Origin of the sequence: Xanthomonas sp. NCPPB 4467 (assembly GCF_041475665.2) — a bacterium.
In the GTDB taxonomy this organism is placed as follows: domain Bacteria; phylum Pseudomonadota; class Gammaproteobacteria; order Xanthomonadales; family Xanthomonadaceae; genus Xanthomonas; species Xanthomonas dyei.
Genome location: NZ_CM191260.1, coordinates 4067957 through 4089474 on the forward strand (window position 1 = coordinate 4067957; position 21518 = coordinate 4089474).

Here is a 21518-nt window from a genome sequence, read left to right on the forward strand (position 1 = left end):
GTTTTCGGCAACGCAGCTGATCTCCGGAACTAGAAGCTACGAACACAACCTAGAAAACAATGTTCAGGCGCATGAGTCGACGACGCGCTTAGAACCGAAGTGTCCGAACGAGATCTGAGTTCAGAGCGCCAGCCGCGCCGACTGGCGACCGCACACGCGCTATTAGCTGCTCTGAGAGCCGCAGCGATGCACAACTAAGCCGCCGCTTCATGACCTGTCGACCGCCGCCGATGCCGCGAAGGCGATCAAGTCGCTGGCGGATACAACGGCGCCAGCACCTCAGGTTCTGCAGCGCTCGCGTGCCGCCAGCGTGGTCCCTTGGCAAAGGCCTCGCGCAATGCCGCCCGCGCGCCCGCCACATCGCCATCGCCGGCCCAGCGCGCGCGCTGCATGCGTGCCACCGCAGCGCGTTGGGCAGGATCCGTCAGCGCCGCCAGCACGCTGTCGATATCGGCCACGCCCGCCATGCCGCACAGCACGGTGGCCACATCGTCCATGCCACCGCTATCCAGCGCGCGGCGCAACTCGGCAACGCCATGTGTCACGCGCCGGCCAGGCACGGGCGCATCGCCGCCGTTGGCACCGGGAGCACTGTGCAGGCCACCGCGCTTACGCAACAACGCCCACACCAGCGTAACGACCCATAGCAACGCAAAACCCACCGACGCAGCGATCCAGCCCCATGGCCGTTGCGCGGGCGGTGGTGGCTGCAAACTCAGCGTGCCAGCCGTGGGCGCAGGCGCTGCACCAGTGCTCGACGGGCTTGCGGCGGGTGCAGGCGCAGGCGCCGCGAAAGCGCCACTCCCCGCGGCCACATCCAAGGTCAGATCCGGCACCGAGGCCGTCTTTGCCGCGCCCGCACCGACGTCCCACCACGCCACCTGCAGACCGGGCACGACCAACGGGCCGGCGCGGTTGGGCACGATCGAATAGCGACGGGTCAGCCGCAGCTGCGGCGAGCCATCCACAAACCGTTCTTCGTATTGCGGCGGCTCAGCGAACACCTGCGCATCGGGCACGCTCGGCGTGGGCAACTCGGGGAACTGTGCCTGGGTGGCGCCACGCGCGCTGGCTTCCACCACGAACTGCGTCGCTTCCCCGGCGGTTGCGCGTTGCGGGGTGGCCGTATAACGCAACTGCAGGCTACGCAGCGGCAGCCACGGCTGCGGCGCAGTGGCCGGCTGCGCACGCACCTGCAGCGGAATGCTGGCGCTGCGCGCACTCAGTTCGCCATTGCCGCGACCGAAATAATCGTCGAAGAAACCGCCCACCGAGCGTCCATTGAAGTGCGCCGACGGCAACAGCAAGCGGCCGCTGCGCTCGGGCACCAGCAGATAGCGCCGCTCCACCACGTTGTACTGGCGTCCGTTGACCAGCTTGACCGAACTGACGTCATCGCCGATGCGTTGCAGCGATGCGCCATCGGGCGCTTCCAGATCCAGCTCGCCGGAGGCCAGCTGATTGGCGAAGTACAACCGCACCACCACGCCCACACTTTGCTGCACGTAGGGCTGCGGGTCGTCCACCTGCGTCTGGACGAAGACCTCTTCATTGCCCTGCGCCTCGCTTGGCACGCTGGCAGCGGCGCTGCCGTTACCGTTGCCACCACCACTGCGATTTCCAGTGCTATTGCTTGCCGGATCGTTCGCCGAGGCCACCACCTGCAGCCGCAGCGGCTCGGTACGTTCGTTGCCGACCCGGATCGCGGGCACGATCAGCTCGCCGCTCCTGCGCGGCGTCAACACCACGCCGAATAACGCCCGCACTGTGACCGACCCATTGGTGACCTGCATCTGCTGATTGGCGCTCTTGGCGCCCAGCGCAAAATCGTTGCGCAACGGCGTGTAATCCGGATCGACGCCGCGTTGGTCGGTTTCGATATTCAACATGACAACATCGCCGGCATTGGCGCTGTCGCGGTCCAGCCAGGCGCGTGTGACCGCACCCACTGGCGTGCAAACGAGCAGCATCATGCTCGCCAGCATGCCGATCGCGCCGCGGCGCAAGTGGTGTGTGCCGATCATCGTCCGTCCCGTTGTCTGCGTTCGTATTCCAGCCTGAATTTGGTGCGCAACAGGCTGCCCGGATCGTCCGGCACCCGCCGTAACCACGCATCCACCGCCTGGCGTTGCTCGCGCTGCTCCGGCGTCTCATTTGCCATCGCGTCCTCCGGCTTGCCCTTCGCCTCGGCGCCCTTGTCGCCGGCCTGCGCCATGGCTTGCTGCATCTTGCGACGCTGCGCCTCGTCGGCCTGCTGCTGCGCCTTTGCATCGGCCGATTGCGGTGGCGTGTCTTGCTTGCTTTGCTCGCCCTTGCCGTCCTTGGACGGTTGCTCCTGCGACTTGCCGTCCTGCGGTGTCTGCGCGTCGGACGGTGGATCCTTGCCGTCCTGCTTGGCTTGCTCGCCTGGGGTGTTCTGCCCGTCCTTGCCGGCGTTTTTAGCGTTTTGCTGATCTTGCCCGGACGACTCCTGACCGGGCGTGTTCTTGCCCGAGGGGTTCTGCTGCTTGGACTGGCCTTTGCCATCCTTGTCGTTCTGCTGCCGCTTGCGCGCTGCATCGACCGCCGCGCGATTGGCGATCGCATCGGCCTGCTTGGGATGCTGCTTGAGCGCACGATCGTAGGCCGCAATCGCCTCGTCGTACTGGCCTTGTCGCGCCAGCGCATTGCCCAGGTTGTACAGTCCCTCGTCGGTCGGCACGCCTTCGAATGCCTTTTGCGCAGCGGCAAAGTCGCCCTTGCGGTACGCCTGCACGCCGGCATCCAGGCGCTGCTGCTGCACTTGATCGGCGCGCTGCCACAAGGTGCCGTCGGCCGCCTGTGCAGGCTGCGCCAGTGGCAACACGCACATCAACGCGACCATTGCCACCACCGCGCGGCGTCGGAACGCCAACAGCGCAAACAGCATCACCGGCAGCACCAGCCAGTAGCCTTCGTCGAGCCAGGTCTTGCCGCCGTTGGCTTCTGAGGTTTCATCGGCCAGCGGCTGTTGCGCGGGATCGAGCACCCCCAACGCTTGCAGATCGGCGTCGTCCGGCGCGATGCGCGCGTAGCGCCCACCGCCCTGCCCGGCCAGATCGCGCAGGCTTGCTTCGTCCAGTTTTGCCTGCGCGATCTCGCCGCTGGCGGTGCGGTAGGCGGCGCCACGCGGGCTGCCTACGCCGAGTGCGGAAACATGGAACCCACCTGCGCGTGCGGTGCGTGCAGCGCTTTCCGCCGAGCCGTCGGCACTGTCGCTGAGCAGCAGGATATCGCCCTGTTTGAAGCCGGCCTGCTGCAACAGCCGGGCGGCCGCATCGATGGCCCTGTCGGCACGTTTGCCGTCCACCGGCATCACCGACGGCGACAGCGCATCCAGAAACAGCGCTACGTTGGCCGCGTCTTCGGTCAATGGCGCAACGGTAAAGCTCTCGCCGGCGTACGCCAGCAAGGCAACCTCGCCGCCGGCGCGCTTGCGCAGCAGCGTGGCCAGTTTGGCGCGGGCCTGCAGCAGGCGCGATGGCGGCAGATCGGTCGCATTGCTACTGGACGACAGATCCAGCACCACCACTAATGGCATGCTCGATTGAAACACCGGGCGCTCGACCTGCCGCCAGCTCGGCCCGCTCATCGCCGCCACCGCAAGCGCATAGGTCAGCGCGGCCAGCACGAAGCCCCACCAGCCCCGGCGGCCACCGGCAACCAGCAAGGCCGGCAACAGATGCGCGTCCACGCTGTGACGCCACGCATTGGCGCTGCGTCGACGCAGGTGCCACAGCAACGCGGCCGGCACGATCAGCAACAGCGCCCACAGCCAATCCGGGCGCAGCAGATGCAGTGCGGCCAGTGCTTCAGACAGCGCGTTCATCGCCATCTCCGCGGCAGTCCATAGGCGAGCAAGGCAACCAGCATGGCAGCGCCCATTGGCCAGTAATAGCGCTCCACGCGCGGCTGCAGCGATGGGCCGAGCGCCTTGACCGGCTCCAGCCGATCCAGCTCGGCATAGATGCCGGCCAGCTCTTCGGTATCGCGGGCGCGGAAGAAGCGCCCGCCGGTCTGCTCGGCAATCTTGCGCAAGCCCGCTTCATCGATATCGTCGTTGCCGCCGGCCGGAATCGGCACACCGAACAACGAATAACCGCCGCTGCCGCCGAAAGCGATGGTGTGTACACGCACGCCCTCTGCCTTGGCCAATTCGGCCGCTTTCAGCGGATTGAGCACACCGGCGGTATTGACGCCATCGGTGAGCAACACCACCACGCGCTGGCCCTGCTTTTGCTCGCGCAGCCGTTTGACCGACAACGCGATCGCATCGCCGATGGCGGTCTCGCGCCCGGCCAGCCCCACCACGCTGTCGGCCAGCTGGTCGCGCACCGAGGTCAGGTCGGCGGTGAGCGGGGTCAGCGCATAGGCACGCTGGCCGAACACCAGCAGGCCGACGCGGTCGCCGTCGCGCCGATCCAGAAAGTCCGACAACACGGCCTTGGCGGCGGTGAGGCGGTCGACCACATTGCCGCCGAGCACCATGTCCGGCTCGCTCATGCTGCCGGACAGATCCACCGCCAGCATCATCTGCCGCGCCTCCCGCGGCGGCTGGATCACCTCACCCAATTGCTGCGGACGCGCCAGCGCGGCGCACAACAGAAACCAGCCCAGCCACGCCAGCCAGCGCGGCATGCGCAAGGCCGGCACGCGGCGTGCCTGAGCAACTGCATGCAATTGATCGGCATACGGCACACGCAGCGCGGCCGTGTCGGCACGGCGCTGCGGCCAGAACCACATCAGCAGCGGCAGCGGCATCAACCACCACGCCCATGGCCAGGCGCAATGCGCCAACGCGTCCTGCCAGTGCGACCACTGCAGCCAGTTCATCGCTGGCCCCGCATCAACCACACGAAACGTTGCCGCGCCAAGGCCTGCACGGCATCCAGATCGGTCACCGCCGGTGCGCGTTGAAACCCACCTTCGAGCAAGGCCCGTCCCGGCCCCTGCGAAAACGCTTGCGTCTTACTTTTGCGCCCATCCAGAAACTGCAGCCAGGCCTCGCCCTGCAAGCGGTCGGCCTGCGCATCCACCGTGCGCGCCGCGCGGCGCAACAGCATCGACAAGGTCGCCAGGCGCTGCGCGGGCGTTGTCGCACGCTGCAACTCGGCATCGAAGGCAGCCAACCAGCCGCGCTGCTGCCGACGACGGCGCCACCACCAGAACCACGCACCCGCCAGCATCAGCACGACCACAGCGATCACCAGCCACCACCCCGGCGCCAGCGGCCACCACGACGGCGACGGCGGCAGATGGACATCGCGCAGCGGAAGCGATTGCGGTGCCATCTTCATGCGCCCCGCATCAGCGTGCCGCCGCTCAACCACGCATCGCTGGCATCGTCGGTGGATAGGCGATGCAAGCGCACACCGCGCGATTGCAACAGCGCAGCCAGCTGTTGCAGGGGCGCGACGAACTCGGCCTGCCAACGCGCACGCGCGGCCTGGCTTCCGAGGTCCACCGCAATGCGCTCGCCTCGCACATCGAAGCTCAGCGCCCGCGCGGGCGGCGACAGTTCCAGGGGATCGACCAGCACGATCACCACCACCTCGTGATGCAACGCCAGACCGGACCAGCGCGTCGCAGAAATCTTGCTGGCACTTCGCGCATCGGCCAGCACCGTCAGGCGCGCACCGGGACGCAGCAGCCGCGCGGCATGGTCCAACGCAACCTCCAGCCCGGCATCGCCAGAGGGCGGTTGCGCGTACCAGCGCGCCAATGCATCCAGCACCGGCAGCACACCGCGTTGGCCCGAACGCGGTGCAATCGGCGCTTCGCTGGCAGTACCGCGCAACGCGGCAATCCGGTCGCCCTGCCGCTGCGCCAGCCATGCTGCCACCGCGCCGGCGCGCGCCGCCTGCACCGACTTGTAGCGCACCCGCGTCCCGAAAAAGAGCGCAGGCGAGGTATCGGCAACGATCAGACTCAAGCGTTCGCGCTCGGCCTGAAACAATTTGGTATGCGCACGCCCGGTCCGTGCGGTGACGCGCCAATCGATATGCCGCGCATCGTCGCCGGCTACATATTCGCGCGACTCGGCGTACTCCATGCCACGCCCGCGGGTGGCGGCCGGCACTGGCCCCAGCAGCCCGTGTCGGCCACTCCCCGGCTGCCCGCGATGCAACGCGGTGCCGCGCAATGCGATCAACTCGGCAAGGCTCGGGCGCAGGCCATCGCCGGTAACGGACGAGGCAGGATTGGCGGGGGAGGAAGACGGCATCGAAGACATCGGAGTCGGGCGAGAGGGCGGCATCCCTCGGCAACCCGCTGCCCGATCAGGGCAGCGGAATCTTGTCCAGCAACGCAGCAACCAGGCGTTCGCCATCCCAGCCTTCCGCCGTGGCCTCGTAACTGGGCAATACGCGGTGGCGCAGCACATCCGGCGCGATGGCGCGAATGTCGTCCGGGGTCACGTAGTCGCGCCCGGCCAGCCACGCACGCGCACGCGCGCAGCGCTCCAACGCAATCGAGCCGCGCGGGCTCGCGCCCCAGGCAATCCGTCGTGCCAATGCAGGGTCGTAGCGTTGCGGATCGCGCGAGGCCAGCACGATTTCAATGAGATAGCGCTCGAGCTGCGGCGCCAGATGCACATCCAGCACCACACGTCGTGCAGCGAAGACGTCTTCGAGCGGAATCTTGTCCGGCACGGTCTCGTGCTTTTCCAGCGTGTCGCGCGCCGCTTCGCGTGCCAGACGCAGGATTTCCGCCTCCGCATCGGCCTGCGGATAACCGATGCGCACATGCATCAGGAACCGATCCAGCTGCGCCTCGGGCAACGGGAACGTGCCTTCCTGCTCGATCGGGTTCTGCGTCGCCATCACCAAAAACAGCTGCGGCAGCGCATAGGTATGACGACCGACAGTGACCTGCCGCTCGCCCATCGCTTCCAGCAACGCCGACTGCACCTTGGCGGGCGCACGGTTGATCTCGTCGGCCAGCAGGATGGGATGGAAGATCGGCCCTGGCATGAACTCGAAACGGCTGTCCTGCGGACGCCAGATTTCGGTACCGGTCAGATCGGAGGGCAGCAGGTCCGGAGTGAACTGCACCCGCGCGAAGTCGGCTTCCAGTCGCGCGGCCAGCGCACGGATCGCGGTGGTTTTGGCCAGCCCGGGCGCGCCCTCGACCAGTAAATGGCCATCGGCCAGCAAAGCGATCAGCAGCCGCTCGACCAGCGCCGACTGACCGACGATGCGCTGCGCCAACGACTCGCGCAGGGAGGTGAATTGACGATGCAGCCGGTCCTCAGCGGGCGCGGCAGCGGCTTCGGGGGGGAGTAGCGGCGGTGCGTTCATAGACCCAGTGTGACCGATTCGAACGCGATTGGTTCACTCAATGACATCAGGATATTCAGTGTGCGGTGCAGCGCATATCCATCGAGCTGCCGACGATTCAAAGAAAAAGGCCAGACATGTAGACATGCCTGGCCTTTAAACTTTGCGCGACATTAGCAAGCGAATCGCTGGATCAGCGCACCGCTGACGCCACGCGCAGCACTTTTGGCGTGATGAAGATCAAAAGTTCTGCCTTGCTCTTGCTACGACCGCGACTCTTGAAGAGATTGCCAAGGAAAGGCAAATCCCCCAAAAACGGAACCTTATTCACACTGGCTCGATCGGTGAACTCGTAGACACCGCCAATGACGACAGTTTGCCCATCATCCACCAGTACGGCGGTATTGATCTCACGACGATTGATTGACGGAACGGTGCCGTAATTCGGCAGTTCGATCAGCTGATCAACTTCATCTTTTTTGACGTTCATGTTCAAGAAAACACGATTGTCGTTGGTGATGGTCGGCGTCACCTTGAGCTCGAGCAAGACTTCCTTGAACTGGACGTTAGGCGTTGCGGCTTGACCACCAGTGCCGCCGGTGATCGTAACGTAACCAATCTCGCGACCTTGCTTGATAACACCCTCGCGCTGGTTGGACGTCACAATTCTGGGGTTTGAGATGACCTCACCTCGCCCTTCCTGCTGTAGGGCGGACAATTCAAGGTCGAGATTGAAGTTGGAGCCAAGGAGCGTATAGGCAAGACTCGGCGCAGTGGCACCGCTTGTGAACGCGCCTGTAGGCAGATTTACATTCAAACCTCTGCCAGCTGCAACGCCGCCGCCAGTCGCTCCACTTCCGATCGTGGCAACGTTATCACCATAGGTATGCGTGCCACCAAGGCCGAACTTCGCACCAAGATCGCGCGCAAACGTATCGGTTGCGATGACGATACGGCCTTCGATCAACACTTGGTCCACCGGACGATCGATATGCGAGATCAACTCGCGCATCTGCGCGACCTTCTTCGGAATATCGCTAATCATCAGCGTATTGGTGCGTTCATCGGCCACCAAACGGCCACGTGGCGAGAGGAAACCGTTGTCCTGCTGACCTGCACCGCCTTGTCCGCCTTGTCCGCCACCACCGCCACCACCACCAATCCCTTTCGCCTCAGTCAGCGCTTTAAAGATGGCGGAGGCATTGTGGTAATTGATCTGCACGTAGTCGGTGATCAAATCCTCGCGGTTTTCAATCGCGATGCGAGCGTCTTCCTTGTCCTGCTCGAACTTGGCCAGCTCCGGCTGCGGGGCGACCCACACCACACCACCGTCGCGGCGCTTGTCCAGACCCTTGGCACGCAGCACGATGTCCAGCGCCTGATCCCACGGCACGTTCATCAAGCGCAGCGTGACATTGCCCTGCACGGTGTCGGAGGCGACGATGTTGAGGTTGGATTCCTCGGCGATCAGCTGCAGCACGGTGCGCACCGGCACGTCCTGGAAGTTGAACGTCACCGGGCGACCGCTGTAGCCGCGCGCTGCAATCTGCGCAGCAGCCTGGGTCACCGCTGCCGAGCTCACGCCGCCGACGGCCGGCTGGCCCTTGCGCGGGGTTATCTCGACCACGTACTCGTTACCGGTCTGATAGGCCAGCGAGTCGAACGCGCCCTTGGTCGACAGCACCAGTTGCGAGCCCGAGCCAGACGGCTTGACCTCCACCCGCTGCACCGGCGTTGCGAAGTCGGTGACGTTGAGGGGGCGCTGCAGTTCCGGCGGCAACTTGGCGTTGCTGATATCCACCAGCACGCTGTCGCCCTGAGTGCGCAGGTCCGGACTGGCGCCCTGGCCGTCGAACTTCAGGATCAGACGGCCAGCGCCATCTTCGCCGCGTTTGAAATCGATCTTGGACACCGTCAGGCTCGCCGGAGCGGCCTTGGCCGGGTCCTGCGCAGGCTGGGTCAGCGCGGCGGCGGCGAAGGAGCTGCCACTGGCCAGCGCCAGCGCGAACCCCAACGCGCAAGCCTGGAGCATCGCGTGGCGTCGAACCGGACGCAGTCGCTGTGCATTGGAAAACGTCATCGTGCTATCCCCTATCACTTTATTGATCATCCAATGCGAGCGCGGCCGGCCGTTCAAGCCATCCACCCGCACCGTCCGGCACAAGTTCAATCAGCTCGATGCGGTCTTCGTAGACCCCGGTTACCCGGCCATCGCTCTGTCCCAGATACACACCCGGCCGCACCCGGTAAGTCACCTTGTCCGGTGCCATTACCAGCGCGATCAGGCCCGAGCCGCCTCCAATGGTCCCCACCATGTCGAGGGCGTCGAGCGGGAAGGCTTCCAACGGTTCCTTGCGCCGGTTCGGGTCCGGACGCGTCCCGTTGCTGCCTTCCGCGCTGACCCAGGCATCGCTGAACGGGTCGCGCATCACTTGCGCCGAGTATTCGAAGGTCTCGAACTGCTGCATCACCGGCAGCGGCTCCAGCGGTGGCGCAGGACGCGCACGCACTTCGGCCACCCAGGCCTCTAGATTCGGCGCATCGCCGGGCGTGCTGGTCACGCCACGCGTACACGCCGGCAATACTGCAATTAGCGCCACGCAGGACAATATCTTGAGCAATTTCATGGTCATTGGCCGCCCTTCTTCGCAGCGTCGGCCGCAGCCTTCTCCTGCACGGCCATTTCCTCATCGTCCAGATAACGATAGGTCTTGACCGTGCCGGACAGCTCCAGTGCACCGCGCGGCGTGATGCCGGCCTTGGCATCCCTGGGCTTGAGGTTGATGTCGTGCATGGTCAGGATCACCACGCGCGGCAACGAGGCCACGCCGCTGACGAAGGCACCGAACTGGTGGTAACTGCCCACCATGCGCAGAGCGATCGGCTTCTCGGCGTAGAACTCCTTCGGCGATTCCGGGCCCGGCTGGAACAACTCGTTCGACAAGCCGCTGGACAGCGCGGTCTGCGAGATGTCGATGATCAGGTCCGGCATTTCGGTCTTGCTGGGCAGCTGACGCAGCATCTGCTGCAGCACCTGTTCCATCTGCGCGAGCTGCTGCTTAAGCGGCTCCAGATTCACTGCCCGCCCCTGCTGGGTCTCGAACTCGGTGCGCAGCTGGGACTCGGTCCCTTCCAGCCCTTCCAGTTCATCGCGCTTGCTGCTGATGAGCAGGAACCAGGCCAGCACCATGATGAACAGGCCGACCACCACGCAGAACACGATACGTGCCTGCTGCGGCCAACCGCCGATGTTGTTGAAGTCCAGATCGCTGAGCTTGAATGATTTCTTACTCATGACGCCGCCCCCTCCTGCGGCCGATTGGCAGGCGCCGGCGCTGCCTGCGGTGCAGCTGCAGGTGCGCTCGGCGGCGTTGCAGGCGCAGGCGCCGCTGCCGGAGCAGCAGGCGTCGTACCAGCCGGCGCTGCACCCGGTGCAGCGGTACCCGGCGCGGCCGGATCCACCACTGCGGGCGCGGCACCGTTCTTGTCGGCCTCGTTCGGATTGGCCAGCTTGACCTTCAGCGTGAACACGTAAGGCAAGGCCTTGGTGTCCATCGACGAGGTTGCAGGCTGACCGGCCGCCTTGTCCTGGCTCTTGGCTTCGATGATCGACAGGTCCGGATTGGTCATCCAACCCGAACCTTCCAGGTTGCGCATGTAGGCACTAACGCGCGCGTTGGACTGCGAGCGGCCTTCCAGGGTCAGGATGTCGCCGTCCTGCTTGATGTTGGTCAGCGCCACGCCATCGGGAATGGTGCGGACCAGCGAATCGAACAGGTGCACCATCTGCGACCGGTTGGCCTGCAGTTCCTCGATCACCTTCTTGCGCGCAAGCAGGCGGTCCTTCTTCTTGTCGAGTTCCTTGATCTCTTCGTTCTGCGCCTTGACCTTGTCGATCTCGGCGGTCAGGAACGCATTGCGCTCGGTCTGGCCGCTGATCTGCGCGTCGTAGTAGAACCAGATCAGCGCCGACAACAACACGCCGCCGAGCGCGGCGAAGCCGAGCATGGAATAGAACTCACGCTCGCGCGCCTTCCGGCGCTCGGCGCGCCAGGGCAATAGATTGATTCTTGCCATCAGTCAAAGCTCCTCAGGGCCAGGCCGGTGGCAATCATCAATGCAGGCGCATCCAGCGCCAGCGCATGGGCCTGAACCTTCGGACCCAGCGTCATCTGCGCAAGCGGGTTGGCGACCACGGTGGTCACGCCCAGCTGCTCTTCCACCATCTCCGGCAGGCGCGACAGCGCGGCGCAACCGCCGGCCAGCACGATGCAGTCGACGCGATTGAACTCGCTGCCTGCATAGAAGAACTGCAGCAAACGGCTGATCTGCTGCACCGTCGCTTCCTTGAACGGCTCCAGCACTTCGACCTCGTAGCTCTCCGGCAGGCCGCCCTGACGCTTGGCCAGGCCGGCCTCTTCGTAGGTCAGGCCATAGCGGCGCATCACTTCGTCGGTGAGCTGCTTGCCGCCGAACACCTGTTCGCGGCTATACAGGCTACGGCCAGAGCGCAGCACGCTCAGCGTGGTCATGGTGGCGCCGATGTCGACCAGGGCGACCACCGCATCGGCAGCCACCGGCAGTTCGCTGGCGACCAGGGCAAAGGCGTTTTCGACCGCGAAGGCCTCCACGTCCATCACCTTGGCGGTCAGACCACCGAGTTCCAGCGCCGATTGGCGCAGCTCCACATTCTCCGAGCGCGAGGCGGCCAGCAGCACCTGGACCATGTCCGGGCTGTTGGGCATCGGGCCGAGCACCTCGAAATCGAGATTCACTTCCTCGATCGGGTACGGAATGTAATTGGTGGCTTCCAGTTCGACCTGAGCTTCCAGATCGCTGTCGTCCAGATCGGCCGGCATCGGGATCAACTTGGTGATCACCGCCGAACCGGCCACGGCCGCAGCCGCGTTCTTGGCCTTGCTGCCGGAGCGATTGATGGCGCGGCGAATGGCTTCGCCCACCGCCTCCACTTCGACGATGTTCTTTTCCACCACCGCATTCGGCGGCAATGGTTCCACCGCGTAATGTTCCACGCGAAAACGGTTCCCGCTGCGCGACAGCTGCAAGAGCTTCACGGCAGTAGAACTGATGTCGACACCAATGAGTGGCGACTGACTCTTGGGTAAAAGCCCCACGGTAACTCCCCTGCCGACGGGCACTTGGACGCATGTCTGCGCCCTCGTATTAATAATCAAATTTTAACAGTTGACAAGCCCTTCACGCGCAAGGCAATGACCTCGCGAACGTGACCCCAGTGCTGTCGTCTGCGATCCCCAGAGTTCGGCCCCAGCCAAACTCGGCGTCATCTATACTCTGTGACCAAGAAATCTGCAATCGGAATCTCTCTTACATGCCCCGTATTCGCCGTTGGCTGGGCTGGATCCTGGCCACGCTCGTTGTGCTCGCACTGCTCGGCGCTATTGCTGCCGGCGGCCTGTATTACGCCATTTCCTCGAAGTTGCCGGACGTGCAGTCGCTCAAGCAGGTCGAGCTGCAGGAGCCGATGTACGTCTATTCCAGCGACGGCCGCCTGATGGCCGTCTATGGCGAGACCCGGCGCTATCCGATCCAGATGAAGGACGTGCCGCTGCGCTTGAAGCAGGCCTTCCTGGCGACCGAGGACGCGCGCTTCTACGAGCACGGGGGCGTGGACTACAAGGGCATCGCCCGCGCGGTGTGGCTGCTGGCCAGTACCGACGCCAAGCGCGTGCCGGGCGGCTCGACCATCACCCAGCAGGTGGCGCGGCAGTTCTTCCTCAGTTCCGAATACAGCTACACCCGCAAGCTGGCCGAGATCCTGCTGGCGCGCAAGATCGAAAGCGAGCTGAGCAAGGACGAGATCTTCGAGCTGTATCTCAACAAGAGCTTCTTCGGCAACCGCGCCTACGGCGTCGGTGCTGCGGCCGAGTACTACTACGGCAAGAAGATGAGCGAGTTGAGCCTGGACGAGATGGCCTCGCTGGCTGGTATCCCCAAGTTCCCGTCCAGCGGCAATCCGATCAGCAATCCCGAGCGCGCGCGCGAACGCCGCGACTACTACGTGCTGCAGCGCATGGCCGACCTGGGCTTCGTGACCCAGGCCGAGTCCGACGCCGCCAAGGCGGTGCCGATGCACGCCAAGCCGCATGAGCCGCCGGTCGAGGTGTACGCCCCCTACGTGGCCGAACTGGTGCGCCAGGAGATGATCGCCAAATATGGCGGCGATGTACTCAACAAGGGCTACCACGTCACCACCACCATCGATTCCACCTTGCAGACCGGTGCCGATGCGGCGATTGCCGAAGGCCTGCGCCTGTACGACCACCGCCACGGCTGGCACGGTGTGGAGCAGCATTTCGATGTTGCCGCCGATGCGGATGCGCCGGCACTGGCCAAGCATCTGTCGGGCGCGTTTACCCAGGGCGGCCTGCGCGCAGTGATCGTGGCGCGCACCAATGCCGACGGCGGCGTCACAGTCGTGCAGAGCGACAAGACCGAGCTGACCCTGCCGGCCAGCGCCAGCCGCTGGACCAACAAGACCCCGGCCAAGTTGCTGACGCGCGGCGACCTGACCCGCATCCGCGCTGGCGAGAAGGACGGCGAATGGATCATCGACCAGCTGCCGCGCGGCCAGGCGGCGCTGGTGTCGCTGGATGCCAACAGCGGCGCACTGCGCGCGCTGGTCGGCGGCTTCAGCTTTGCCGGCAACAAGTTCAATCGCGCCACCCAGGCACGCCGCCAGCCAGGTTCCAGCTTCAAGCCGTTCGTGTATGCATCGGCGTTCGAGAAGGGCTTCAACCCGGCCTCGATCGTGCTGGATGCGCCGGTGGTGTTCCGCGATCGCCGTGGCAAGACCTGGTCGCCGCAGAACGATGGCGGCGGCTTCCGCGGCCCGATGCGGCTGCGCGAGGCGCTGGTGCAATCGCGCAACCTGGTGTCGGTGCGCCTGCTGGATGCGATCGGCGTCGATTTTGCACGTAAATACATCAGCCAGTTCGGTTTCCAGGAAGCCGAGTTGCCGCCCAACCTGTCGATGTCGCTGGGCACCGCGTCACTGACGCCGCTGTCGGTGGCGCGCGGCTACGCGGTGTTCGCCAATGGCGGCTCGCGCGTGGACACCTGGATCGTGGACGAAGTGAAAGACCGCGACGGCAATGTGGTGTTCAAGGAAGTGCCAGCGGTGGCCTGCCGCACCTGCGCCTTGCAGGGCGGCACCGCCGCGCCGGTGAGCCAGGTAGTGGACGGGTTCAACTTCGGCGCCCAGGCGCCGGCCACCCCGCCCGCGGCTCCGGCCACCGATACGGCGCCCACGCCAGCAGAAACCGCGCCAGCGGCAATCGCCGAAACCAAGATCGCGCCGCGTGCCATCGATGCGCGTACCGCTTACCAGTTGGTGTCGATGATGCGCGATGTGGTTCAGCGCGGCACCGGCACGGCGGCCAAGGTGCTGGGACGCGAAGACGTGGGCGGCAAGACCGGCTCGACCAACGACCACCGCGACGCCTGGTTCTCCGGCTTCGGCGGCCCATACGCCACCACCGTGTGGGTGGGCCGCGACGACTTCCGCTCGCTCGGCTATCGCGAGTACGGCGGCAAGGCCGCACTGCCGATCTGGATCGACTACATGCGCGTGGCACTGAAGGACAAGCCGATTGCCGCCAACGACCCACCCGAGGGCATGACCCAGGCCACCATCAATGGCGCGGTCGAATGGGTCAAGAACGAAGATCTGGATCGCCTGCAGGATTACGACTACGGCCTGCAGGAACAGCAGGACGAGAAGGCGTTCGATATCTTCTGACGGCGGGGAATCGGAAATGGGAAATGGGGAATCGTGACGGCTTGGCTGTCCGATTCCCTAATTTTTTTGCGAGTAACGCAGCCGCGCGATGTGCGAGCAAGCTTGGGGTAGCCAGGCGCGACGCGTCAGGCAGGTCGATTCCGGGCTGCCATCCTTGGCAAGCCGGACACAGCGACGAGGCTATTGGCTGCTCCACGCTACGCATCAGCTTGGCCACCCACGCACGGCCTTGACCGATCTCGTGCGATGCGCCAAACCCAACAGCTGCTCGACCATGCGCCATCGCGACGCGCTACAGACTTGCCTGCCGGTGGGTCAGCGCAGCAGTCCACCACGGCTGATGCATTGCTGCCGAAGCATCGGCCGTGGACTGCGAGACGGAGCGCATCGGCATCGCGCTGCTGCGCCGTTGCCTTAGCGGAATAAGACGTCAGCATTCGCCACGTCTTCATGTGGCTGTTGTAGAGTCGAACGCAGGTTCATCTGGGGAGCCCGGTCATGCATCACGCACGCCAACACGCCGATACGCGCACCCGGGAACGCCGTCATCGGCTCGCCCACGAGGCAGCCAGATTGATGGCCGAAGGCGGTATCCGCGATTTCCACCAGGCCAAGCTCAAGGCCGCCAGCCGGCTCGGCATCCACGACGACGCATCGCTGCCGCGCAATCGCGAGATCGAAGACGCGCTACGCGAATACCAGCGTCTGTTCGCCGGGCCCGACCACGCAGCGCGGTTGCGCCAACGCCGCGAGGCGGCCCTGCGTGCGCTGGAATTCCTGAGCCCGTTCCAGCCGCGGTTGACCGGCCCGGTCCTGGACGGCACCGCCGATGCCAACGCGCCAGTGCAATTGCAGTTGCATAGCGACGACCCGGACGCGGTGCAGCGGTTTCTGGAAGAACACCGCATCCCTGCCGAGGCGCGCACGCGCCGCCTGCGGCTGGACCGCGAGCGCAACGGCGATTTTCCGGTCTGGCTGTTCAGTGCCGAGGAACTGACCTTCGATCTGACCGTGTTGCCCTACGACGCCTTGCGCCAGGCGCCACTGTCGCAGCTGGACGAAAAGCCGATGCAACGCGCCTCGGCTGCACAGCTGCGGCAGTTGCTTGCCGAGCAGGACAACGCCGCTTATCAGCAAAGCAGTTGAGCGGCACGCACCATGCCCGGCGCACTGTCCGCATGCGTGCGTCCCCCCACTGCCCGCCATCTCGTGCAACCGCACCGAGGGCGATAACAGCGGCGCGATGACTGGTTCCAATGATGCCCGGCCCGTCCTGGCTCCTGTAACGGCTCCACGCAACAACGAAAACGCCCCGCAAGTGCGGGGCGTTCGTTTACGCAGACAACTTTGAGCCGATTAACGCTTGGCGCTGTCGGTGTAGTCGCGCTTGTCGTAGCCGGTGTAGATCTGGCGCGGACGGCCGATCTTCATTTCCGGGTCGACCTGCTGCTCCAGCCAATGCGACACCCAGCCGGCGGTGCGTGCGATGGCAAACATCACGGTGAACATTTCCACCGGGATATTGAGCGCCTTGTAGATCAGGCCGGAGTAGAAGTCCACGTTCGGGTAGAGCTTGCGCTGCACGAAGTAGTCGTCCTTCAATGCCGCTTCTTCCAGCTTCAACGCCACTTCCAGCAGTGGGTCGTTGACGCCCAGCTCGCCCAGCACCTTGTGGGTCATCTCGCGGATGATCTTGGCGCGCGGGTCGAAGTTCTTGTAGACGCGGTGACCGAAGCCCATCAGACGGAACGAGGAGTTCTTGTCCTTGGCCTTGGCCACGGCCGACTCGACGTTATCGGCAGTGCCGATCTCTTCCAGCATCTTCAGCACCGCTTCGTTGGCGCCGCCGTGTGCCGGGCCCCACAGTGCGGTGATGCCGGCAGCGACCGACGCGTACGGATTGGCACCGGTCGAACCGACCAGACGCACGGTCGAGGTCGAGGCGTTCTGCTCGTGATCGGCGTGCAGAATGAACAGCAGGTCCAGTGCCTTGGCAACAACCGGGTTGATCTCCAGCGGCTCGCTCGGCACTTCGAACATCATGTGCAGGAAGCGGTCGACGTAGTTCAGGTTGTTGCGCGGATAGCGGATCGGCCAGCCGATCGAGTAACGATACGCCGCAGCTGCCAGGGTCGGCACCTTGGCGATCAGACGGATGGCGGCCTGACGGCGCTGCTCCGGATCGTTGAGGTCCAGGGTGTCGTGGTAGAACGCCGACAGCGAGGCGACCGAACCGGCCAGCATGGCCATCGGGTGCGCGTCGTGGCGGAAACCGCCGAGGAAGTTCTTCAGCGACTCGTGCATCATCGTGTGATGCGTCACCTCGTGGTCGAACTTCTTGAATTCGTCCGCCGTGGGGAGTTCGCCGTTCATCAGCAGGTACGAAACTTCCAGGAAGCTGGATTTCTCGGCGAGCTGTTCGATCGGATAGCCGCGGTACAACAACACGCCGTTGTCGCCATCGATGTAGGTGATGGCCGACTTGCAGCTGGCGGTGGCGGTGAAGCCCGAGTCGTAGGTGAACAGACCGGTTTCTTTGGTCAGCTTGGAAATATCGACGCAATCATTGCCCAACGTGGGCTTGAGAACCGGCAGAACGACCGACTTGTCGCCGGCGTTGAGCGTGACCTGATCAAGATCGGACACTGTGTACGCTCCTTCAGTGGAAGGCGCCTGATCCCACATGGGCAGGCACGTGATGGAAGTCCAAGGCATCGCCTCGGATCACGTCATTATCGCACAGCAGCATTTTGGCCGTCGCTTGGACAGAAGTCGTAGACGCACCTGTCGGGACCACGCAAACGAAGCGCCTACGCCCCAAAAAACAACGGCCGCGCAATGCGCGGCCGTTGTCGGTACAGCCCGTCCTGCAAGTTCAGCGCGCGTAGCGCTTCTGGAACTTGTCGATACGGCCGCCGGTGTCGATCACCTTGTGCTTGCCGGTATAGAACGGGTGCGACGCCGAGGAAATTTCCACCTTGATCAGCGGATATTCCTTGCCGTCTTCCCACTTCACGGTCTCTTTCGAGCCCATGGTGGAGCGGGTCAGAATCTTGAAATCGGACGTCACGTCGTGAAAGACGACGTCTTCGTAGTTGGGATGCACGTTATCTTTCATGGACTTGGCGCCGGGCTGCCTGGATAAGCCGGTCATTATAGCGGCCTCCGCTCGCCCGGCGCAAGGTGGCCCTAGCCGGCCGCCAATGCTGCCCTGACCAAGCCATAGAACTGCTGGCGGTCGTACTCCATCAGCAGATTGGCGTTCTCAGGAGTCTGGTCGCGACGGTTCCAGTCCACCACCGTCATGCCGCGGGTATGCGTGCCGGACAGTTCGATATGGACCGGGCGCTGCTCCAGGCGCTGGGCGCCTTCCGGGTGCAGGGCGAACGCCATCGCCAGTGCGTCGGCGGCGTACCAGAACTCGCCACGGCTGTCTTCGGACCATAAACGGGTCTTGCGCGAGATTTCTTCGTAGAAGCGGGCGCAGGCGCTATCGGCCGCCAGCCATTGCTCGACATCGCGATGCAGCAGGCCGTGCGCGATGGTGGCTTCCCAGTCGGCCACGTCGAACTGCGGGAAGCCACGGAACACGATGTGGGCGGCCTCCGGGTCGAAGCCGATGTTGAATTCGGCCGCCGCGGTGATGTTGCCGTGCCCGGTCAACGCCCCACCCATCACCACCAGCCGGCCGACGCGCTGCGGCAGGGTCGGGTCCAGGGTCAGCGCCAGGGCCAGATTGGTCAGTGGCCCCAGGGCGACCAGCAATAGCTCGCCCGCGTAGTCGTGCGACAGGCGCAGGATGGCGAGCGCGGCATGCTCGGCCTCGGCGCTGCGCTTGGCCGCCGGCAGGCCGACATCGCCGAAGCCATCGATGCCGTGCACGTGCGCCGCATCGACCGAGGGGTGCAACAGCGGCTGCGGGCAGCCGGCGTACACCGGCACATCGGCGCGGCCGGCGACCTCGCAGACCTTCAAGGCGTTGCGCACGGTGTGCTCCAGCCCCACGTTGCCGGCCGCGATGGTCAGGCCAACCACCTCGTGACGGGTGTCGTTGAAGGCCATCAGCAGCGCCAGCGCGTCATCCACGCCCGGGTCGGTGTCGATCAGCAGCGGTATCTTTTTTGTCATGGGAGTCGGGAGTCGGGATTGGGCAGTCGGGATTCGTTGCAGCATCTTCGCAAGGATCGGCCGGTCACGCGAACGCCCAGGATGGACAGCAGGCAGCAGCCTTTGTTTTTACGATTCCCGATTCCCGATTCCCCACTCCCCGCCACTCAAGCGGCGGCATACCGCACCGCGCTGCCGATCCAGCGTGCGACGACACGGTCGGCGATCTCCGGCGCTTCGGCCAGCAACCGCTCGGCCAGCACCTGCACGCGCGGCAGCAGGCTGGCATCGCGCGCCAGATCGGCAATGCGGAAGCTGGCCAGGCCGGTCTGGCGGGTACCGAGCAATTCGCCGGGACCGCGCAATTCCAGATCCTTTTCTGCAATCACAAACCCATCGTTGGTCTGGCGCATGGTTTCCAGGCGTTGGCGTGCCATCATCGACAGCGGCGCCTGATACAGCAGCACGCAACTGGACGCTGCGGCGCCGCGGCCGACCCGGCCACGCAATTGATGCAGCTGCGCCAGGCCAAGACGCTCGGCGTTTTCGATGATCATCAGCGAGGCGTTGGGCACGTCCACGCCGACTTCGATCACCGTGGTGGCGACCAGCAGATCGCTGCGGCGCTGCTTGAAATCGAGCATGGCCTTCTGCTTTTCGGCGGGCTTCATGCGGCCATGCACGAGCGCGACGCGCACGCCGGGCAACTGCGCCGATAAAGCCTCGAACGTGACCTCGGCAGCCTGCGCTTCGATGCGCGGCGGGCCAGCCGGTGCGGCCTTGCCGGGGTCTTCGCTTTCTTCGATGAGCGTGCACACCCAATACGCCTGCCGCCCTTCGGCGCAGGCGGCGCGGATGCGTTCGACCAGATCCGGGCGCCGTTCTGCGCTCAGGACAATGGTCTGCACCGGCGTGCGGCCGGGCGGCAACTCGTCGATGGCCGACACGTCCAGATCCGCGTAGGTCGACATCGCCAGGGTGCGCGGGATCGGCGTGGCAGTCATCACCAGCTGATGCGGCACGCTGCCGGCGCCCGCCCCCTTGTCGCGCAGCGCCAGACGCTGATGCACACCGAAGCGGTGCTGCTCGTCGATGATGGCCAGCGCCAGGTCGTGGAAGACCACCGCTTCCTGCATCAAGGCATGCGTGCCGACCACCACCTGGGCCTGGCCGGAGGCGACCTCGGCCATCGCCGCGGCGCGCGCCTTGCCGGTGACCTTGCCGGCCAGCCAGACGATGCGCACGCCAAGCGGCTCGAGCCAGCCGCGCAGGTTGGTGAGGTGTTGCTCGGCCAGCAGTTCGGTGGGCGCGGCCAGTGCGACCTGCTTGCCCTGCTCCACCGCCAGCATCGCCGCCAGGGCCGCGACCACGGTCTTGCCGCTGCCGACATCGCCCTGCACCAGCCGCAGCATCGGCGAGGGCTGCGCCAGGTCGTGCGCGATCTGTTCGAACACGCGTTGCTGCGCGCCGGTGAGCTGAAACGGCAATGCGGCGCGCAAGCGCTGCACCAGCGTGCCGTTGCCGGGCAACACGGGCGCATGAAACCGCTGCAGGGCGATGCGTTGGCGACGCAGGCTGAGTTGGTGCGCAAGCAGTTCTTCGAGCGCCAACCGCTGCTGTGCCGGATGCCCGCCGGCGAGCAGCTGCTGCGGGTCGGTGTTCACCGGTGGGCGGTGCATGGTCAGTAATGCAGTGCGCAGCGAAGGCAGGTGTTCGTCCTGCAGCCAATGCGGCGGCAGCAATTCGAGTGCGGCCTCCGGCGGCAACCGCTCGAGCGCCTGGCCGATGAGTTTGCGCAGCGTGGCCGGGCCGACGCCTTCGAGCACCGGATAGACCGGGTCCAGGCTGTCGCCCAGTTGTGCGTCTTCATCCGCCGCGAGCACGCGGTAACTGGGATGGACAATTTCCCAACCGTTCTGGCCGGGCTTGGGCGTGCCGAACACGCGCACGCGCGTGCCGACCGCAAACTGCGCGACCTGCGCGGCGCGAAAATGGAAGAAACGCAGCACCACGCTACCGTGCGAGGCGTCCGAGATCGCCACGCGCAGCACCGGACGGAAGCGAAAGCCGCGCTCCACCGCCTCCACCCGCCCTTCGATCTGCGCCGGCACGCCGCTTTGCAGCTGCGCGATCGTGGTCAGCCGGGTGCGGTCTTCATACCGCAGCGGCAGATGCAGCCACAGGTCCTGCACGCTCAGGATGCCGCGCGCGGCGAACTTGTCGGCCACTTTCGGGCCGACGCCGGGCAGGCTGGACAGCGGAGCCTGGCCGGCGACGGCCAGGCTCGGCGTGGCGACGCGCGCGCGCGGCACGGCGGGTCGGATCAGTCGCGCCGG

General features: G+C 65.2%; 17 protein-coding genes. 2 read left to right on the top strand and 15 right to left on the bottom strand.

Features of this window, described 5'->3' with window-relative positions; all coding sequences use genetic code 11:
- Positions 1-245: 245 nt before the first annotated feature.
- From ACCQ06_RS17720 to ACCQ06_RS17770, 11 genes are all read right to left on the bottom strand, one after another.
- Positions 246-2024, bottom strand: coding sequence for a BatD family protein (locus tag ACCQ06_RS17720; protein WP_316688192.1), 1779 nt, complete (start codon positions 2022-2024; stop codon positions 246-248).
- Complete coding sequence (locus tag ACCQ06_RS17725; RefSeq protein ID WP_316688194.1) at positions 2021-3847, bottom strand: VWA domain-containing protein; 1827 nt, start codon at positions 3845-3847, stop codon at positions 2021-2023. The genes ACCQ06_RS17720 and ACCQ06_RS17725 overlap by 4 nt, the downstream gene beginning before the upstream one ends.
- Entirely contained in the window at positions 3844-4851 is a 1008-nt protein-coding gene (locus ACCQ06_RS17730) for a vWA domain-containing protein (protein ID WP_316688195.1), read from the bottom strand. Before ACCQ06_RS17730 ends, ACCQ06_RS17725 begins: the two co-directional genes overlap by 4 nt.
- Complete coding sequence (locus tag ACCQ06_RS17735) at positions 4848-5309, bottom strand: DUF4381 domain-containing protein (protein ID WP_104617258.1); 462 nt, start codon at positions 5307-5309, stop codon at positions 4848-4850. Before ACCQ06_RS17735 ends, ACCQ06_RS17730 begins: the two co-directional genes overlap by 4 nt.
- Before the next feature lie 2 nt (positions 5310-5311).
- Entirely contained in the window at positions 5312-6274 is a 963-nt protein-coding gene (locus tag ACCQ06_RS17740; protein WP_316688196.1) for a DUF58 domain-containing protein, read from the bottom strand.
- Between the two features lie 22 nt (positions 6275-6296).
- Complete coding sequence (locus ACCQ06_RS17745) at positions 6297-7316, bottom strand: AAA family ATPase (RefSeq protein WP_104617256.1); 1020 nt, start codon at positions 7314-7316, stop codon at positions 6297-6299.
- A 172-nt stretch (positions 7317-7488) separates the two neighbouring features.
- The gene (locus ACCQ06_RS17750) at positions 7489-9375 is read right to left on the bottom strand and encodes a type IV pilus secretin PilQ (RefSeq protein WP_228324494.1); all 1887 of its coding nucleotides are present in this window, start codon (positions 9373-9375) and stop codon (positions 7489-7491) included.
- A gap of 19 nt (positions 9376-9394) precedes the next feature.
- Complete coding sequence (locus ACCQ06_RS17755) at positions 9395-9928, bottom strand: pilus assembly protein PilP (protein ID WP_316688200.1); 534 nt, start codon at positions 9926-9928, stop codon at positions 9395-9397.
- Positions 9925-10590, bottom strand: a complete 666-nt coding sequence (locus ACCQ06_RS17760) for a type IV pilus inner membrane component PilO (protein ID WP_316688203.1) — start codon at positions 10588-10590, stop codon at positions 9925-9927. Before ACCQ06_RS17760 ends, ACCQ06_RS17755 begins: the two co-directional genes overlap by 4 nt.
- Positions 10587-11372 carry a PilN domain-containing protein gene (locus ACCQ06_RS17765; protein WP_316688206.1) on the bottom strand — a complete coding sequence of 262 codons (786 nt, stop codon included), beginning with the start codon at positions 11370-11372 and terminating at the stop codon, positions 10587-10589. Before ACCQ06_RS17765 ends, ACCQ06_RS17760 begins: the two co-directional genes overlap by 4 nt.
- Entirely contained in the window at positions 11372-12430 is a 1059-nt protein-coding gene (locus ACCQ06_RS17770; RefSeq protein WP_039423791.1) for a pilus assembly protein PilM, read from the bottom strand. Before ACCQ06_RS17770 ends, ACCQ06_RS17765 begins: the two co-directional genes overlap by 1 nt.
- 215 nt (positions 12431-12645) lie before the next feature.
- On the opposite strand from ACCQ06_RS17770, the gene ACCQ06_RS17775 reads away from it, so the two are divergent.
- Positions 12646-15075, top strand: coding sequence for a penicillin-binding protein 1A (locus ACCQ06_RS17775; RefSeq protein ID WP_445206138.1), 2430 nt, complete (start codon positions 12646-12648; stop codon positions 15073-15075).
- A gap of 498 nt (positions 15076-15573) precedes the next feature.
- Positions 15574-16221 carry a hypothetical protein gene (locus tag ACCQ06_RS17780; RefSeq protein WP_228324595.1) on the top strand — a complete coding sequence of 216 codons (648 nt, stop codon included), beginning with the start codon at positions 15574-15576 and terminating at the stop codon, positions 16219-16221.
- Between the two features lie 210 nt (positions 16222-16431).
- Here ACCQ06_RS17780 and ACCQ06_RS17785 read toward each other — a convergent pair whose 3' ends face one another.
- The 4 genes from ACCQ06_RS17785 to recG all read right to left on the bottom strand — a co-directional run bounded on the left by ACCQ06_RS17785 (position 16432) and on the right by recG (position 21494).
- A complete protein-coding gene (locus ACCQ06_RS17785) occupies positions 16432-17721 on the bottom strand; it encodes a citrate synthase (RefSeq protein WP_039409911.1) in 1290 nt (429 codons plus the stop codon).
- A gap of 229 nt (positions 17722-17950) precedes the next feature.
- Positions 17951-18193 (bottom strand): type B 50S ribosomal protein L31, encoded by a 243-nt coding sequence (locus tag ACCQ06_RS17790; protein WP_104617249.1) that lies wholly within the window; start codon positions 18191-18193, stop codon positions 17951-17953.
- A 71-nt stretch (positions 18194-18264) separates the two neighbouring features.
- Positions 18265-19203, bottom strand: a complete 939-nt coding sequence (locus tag ACCQ06_RS17795) for a nucleoside hydrolase (RefSeq protein WP_316688224.1) — start codon at positions 19201-19203, stop codon at positions 18265-18267.
- Positions 19204-19349: 146 nt separating this feature from the next.
- On the bottom strand, positions 19350-21494 hold the full coding sequence (gene recG, locus ACCQ06_RS17800; RefSeq protein WP_316688226.1) for an ATP-dependent DNA helicase RecG: 2145 nt from the start codon (positions 21492-21494) through the stop codon (positions 19350-19352).
- Positions 21495-21518: the final 24 nt, after the last annotated feature.

What these genes read in the sequence shown, in the direction of transcription:
- ACCQ06_RS17740 (WP_316688196.1), bottom strand. Translation starts at nt 6,274, where the DNA reads ATGCCGCCCTCTCGCCCGACTCCGATGTCTTCGATGCCGTCTTCCTCC.
- ACCQ06_RS17730 (WP_316688195.1), bottom strand. Translation starts at nt 4,851, where the DNA reads ATGAACTGGCTGCAGTGGTCGCACTGGCAGGACGCGTTGGCGCATTGC.
- ACCQ06_RS17775 (WP_445206138.1), top strand. Translation starts at nt 12,646, where the DNA reads ATGCCCCGTATTCGCCGTTGGCTGGGCTGGATCCTGGCCACGCTCGTT.
- ACCQ06_RS17765 (WP_316688206.1), bottom strand. Translation starts at nt 11,372, where the DNA reads ATGGCAAGAATCAATCTATTGCCCTGGCGCGCCGAGCGCCGGAAGGCG.
- ACCQ06_RS17760 (WP_316688203.1), bottom strand. Translation starts at nt 10,590, where the DNA reads ATGAGTAAGAAATCATTCAAGCTCAGCGATCTGGACTTCAACAACATC.
- ACCQ06_RS17750 (WP_228324494.1), bottom strand. Translation starts at nt 9,375, where the DNA reads ATGACGTTTTCCAATGCACAGCGACTGCGTCCGGTTCGACGCCACGCG.
- ACCQ06_RS17790 (WP_104617249.1), bottom strand. Translation starts at nt 18,193, where the DNA reads ATGAAAGATAACGTGCATCCCAACTACGAAGACGTCGTCTTTCACGAC.
- ACCQ06_RS17735 (WP_104617258.1), bottom strand. Translation starts at nt 5,309, where the DNA reads ATGGCACCGCAATCGCTTCCGCTGCGCGATGTCCATCTGCCGCCGTCG.
- ACCQ06_RS17780 (WP_228324595.1), top strand. Translation starts at nt 15,574, where the DNA reads ATGCATCACGCACGCCAACACGCCGATACGCGCACCCGGGAACGCCGT.
- ACCQ06_RS17725 (WP_316688194.1), bottom strand. Translation starts at nt 3,847, where the DNA reads ATGAACGCGCTGTCTGAAGCACTGGCCGCACTGCATCTGCTGCGCCCG.
- ACCQ06_RS17745 (WP_104617256.1), bottom strand. Translation starts at nt 7,316, where the DNA reads ATGAACGCACCGCCGCTACTCCCCCCCGAAGCCGCTGCCGCGCCCGCT.
- ACCQ06_RS17795 (WP_316688224.1), bottom strand. Translation starts at nt 19,203, where the DNA reads ATGACAAAAAAGATACCGCTGCTGATCGACACCGACCCGGGCGTGGAT.
- ACCQ06_RS17720 (WP_316688192.1), bottom strand. Translation starts at nt 2,024, where the DNA reads ATGATCGGCACACACCACTTGCGCCGCGGCGCGATCGGCATGCTGGCG.
- ACCQ06_RS17755 (WP_316688200.1), bottom strand. Translation starts at nt 9,928, where the DNA reads ATGACCATGAAATTGCTCAAGATATTGTCCTGCGTGGCGCTAATTGCA.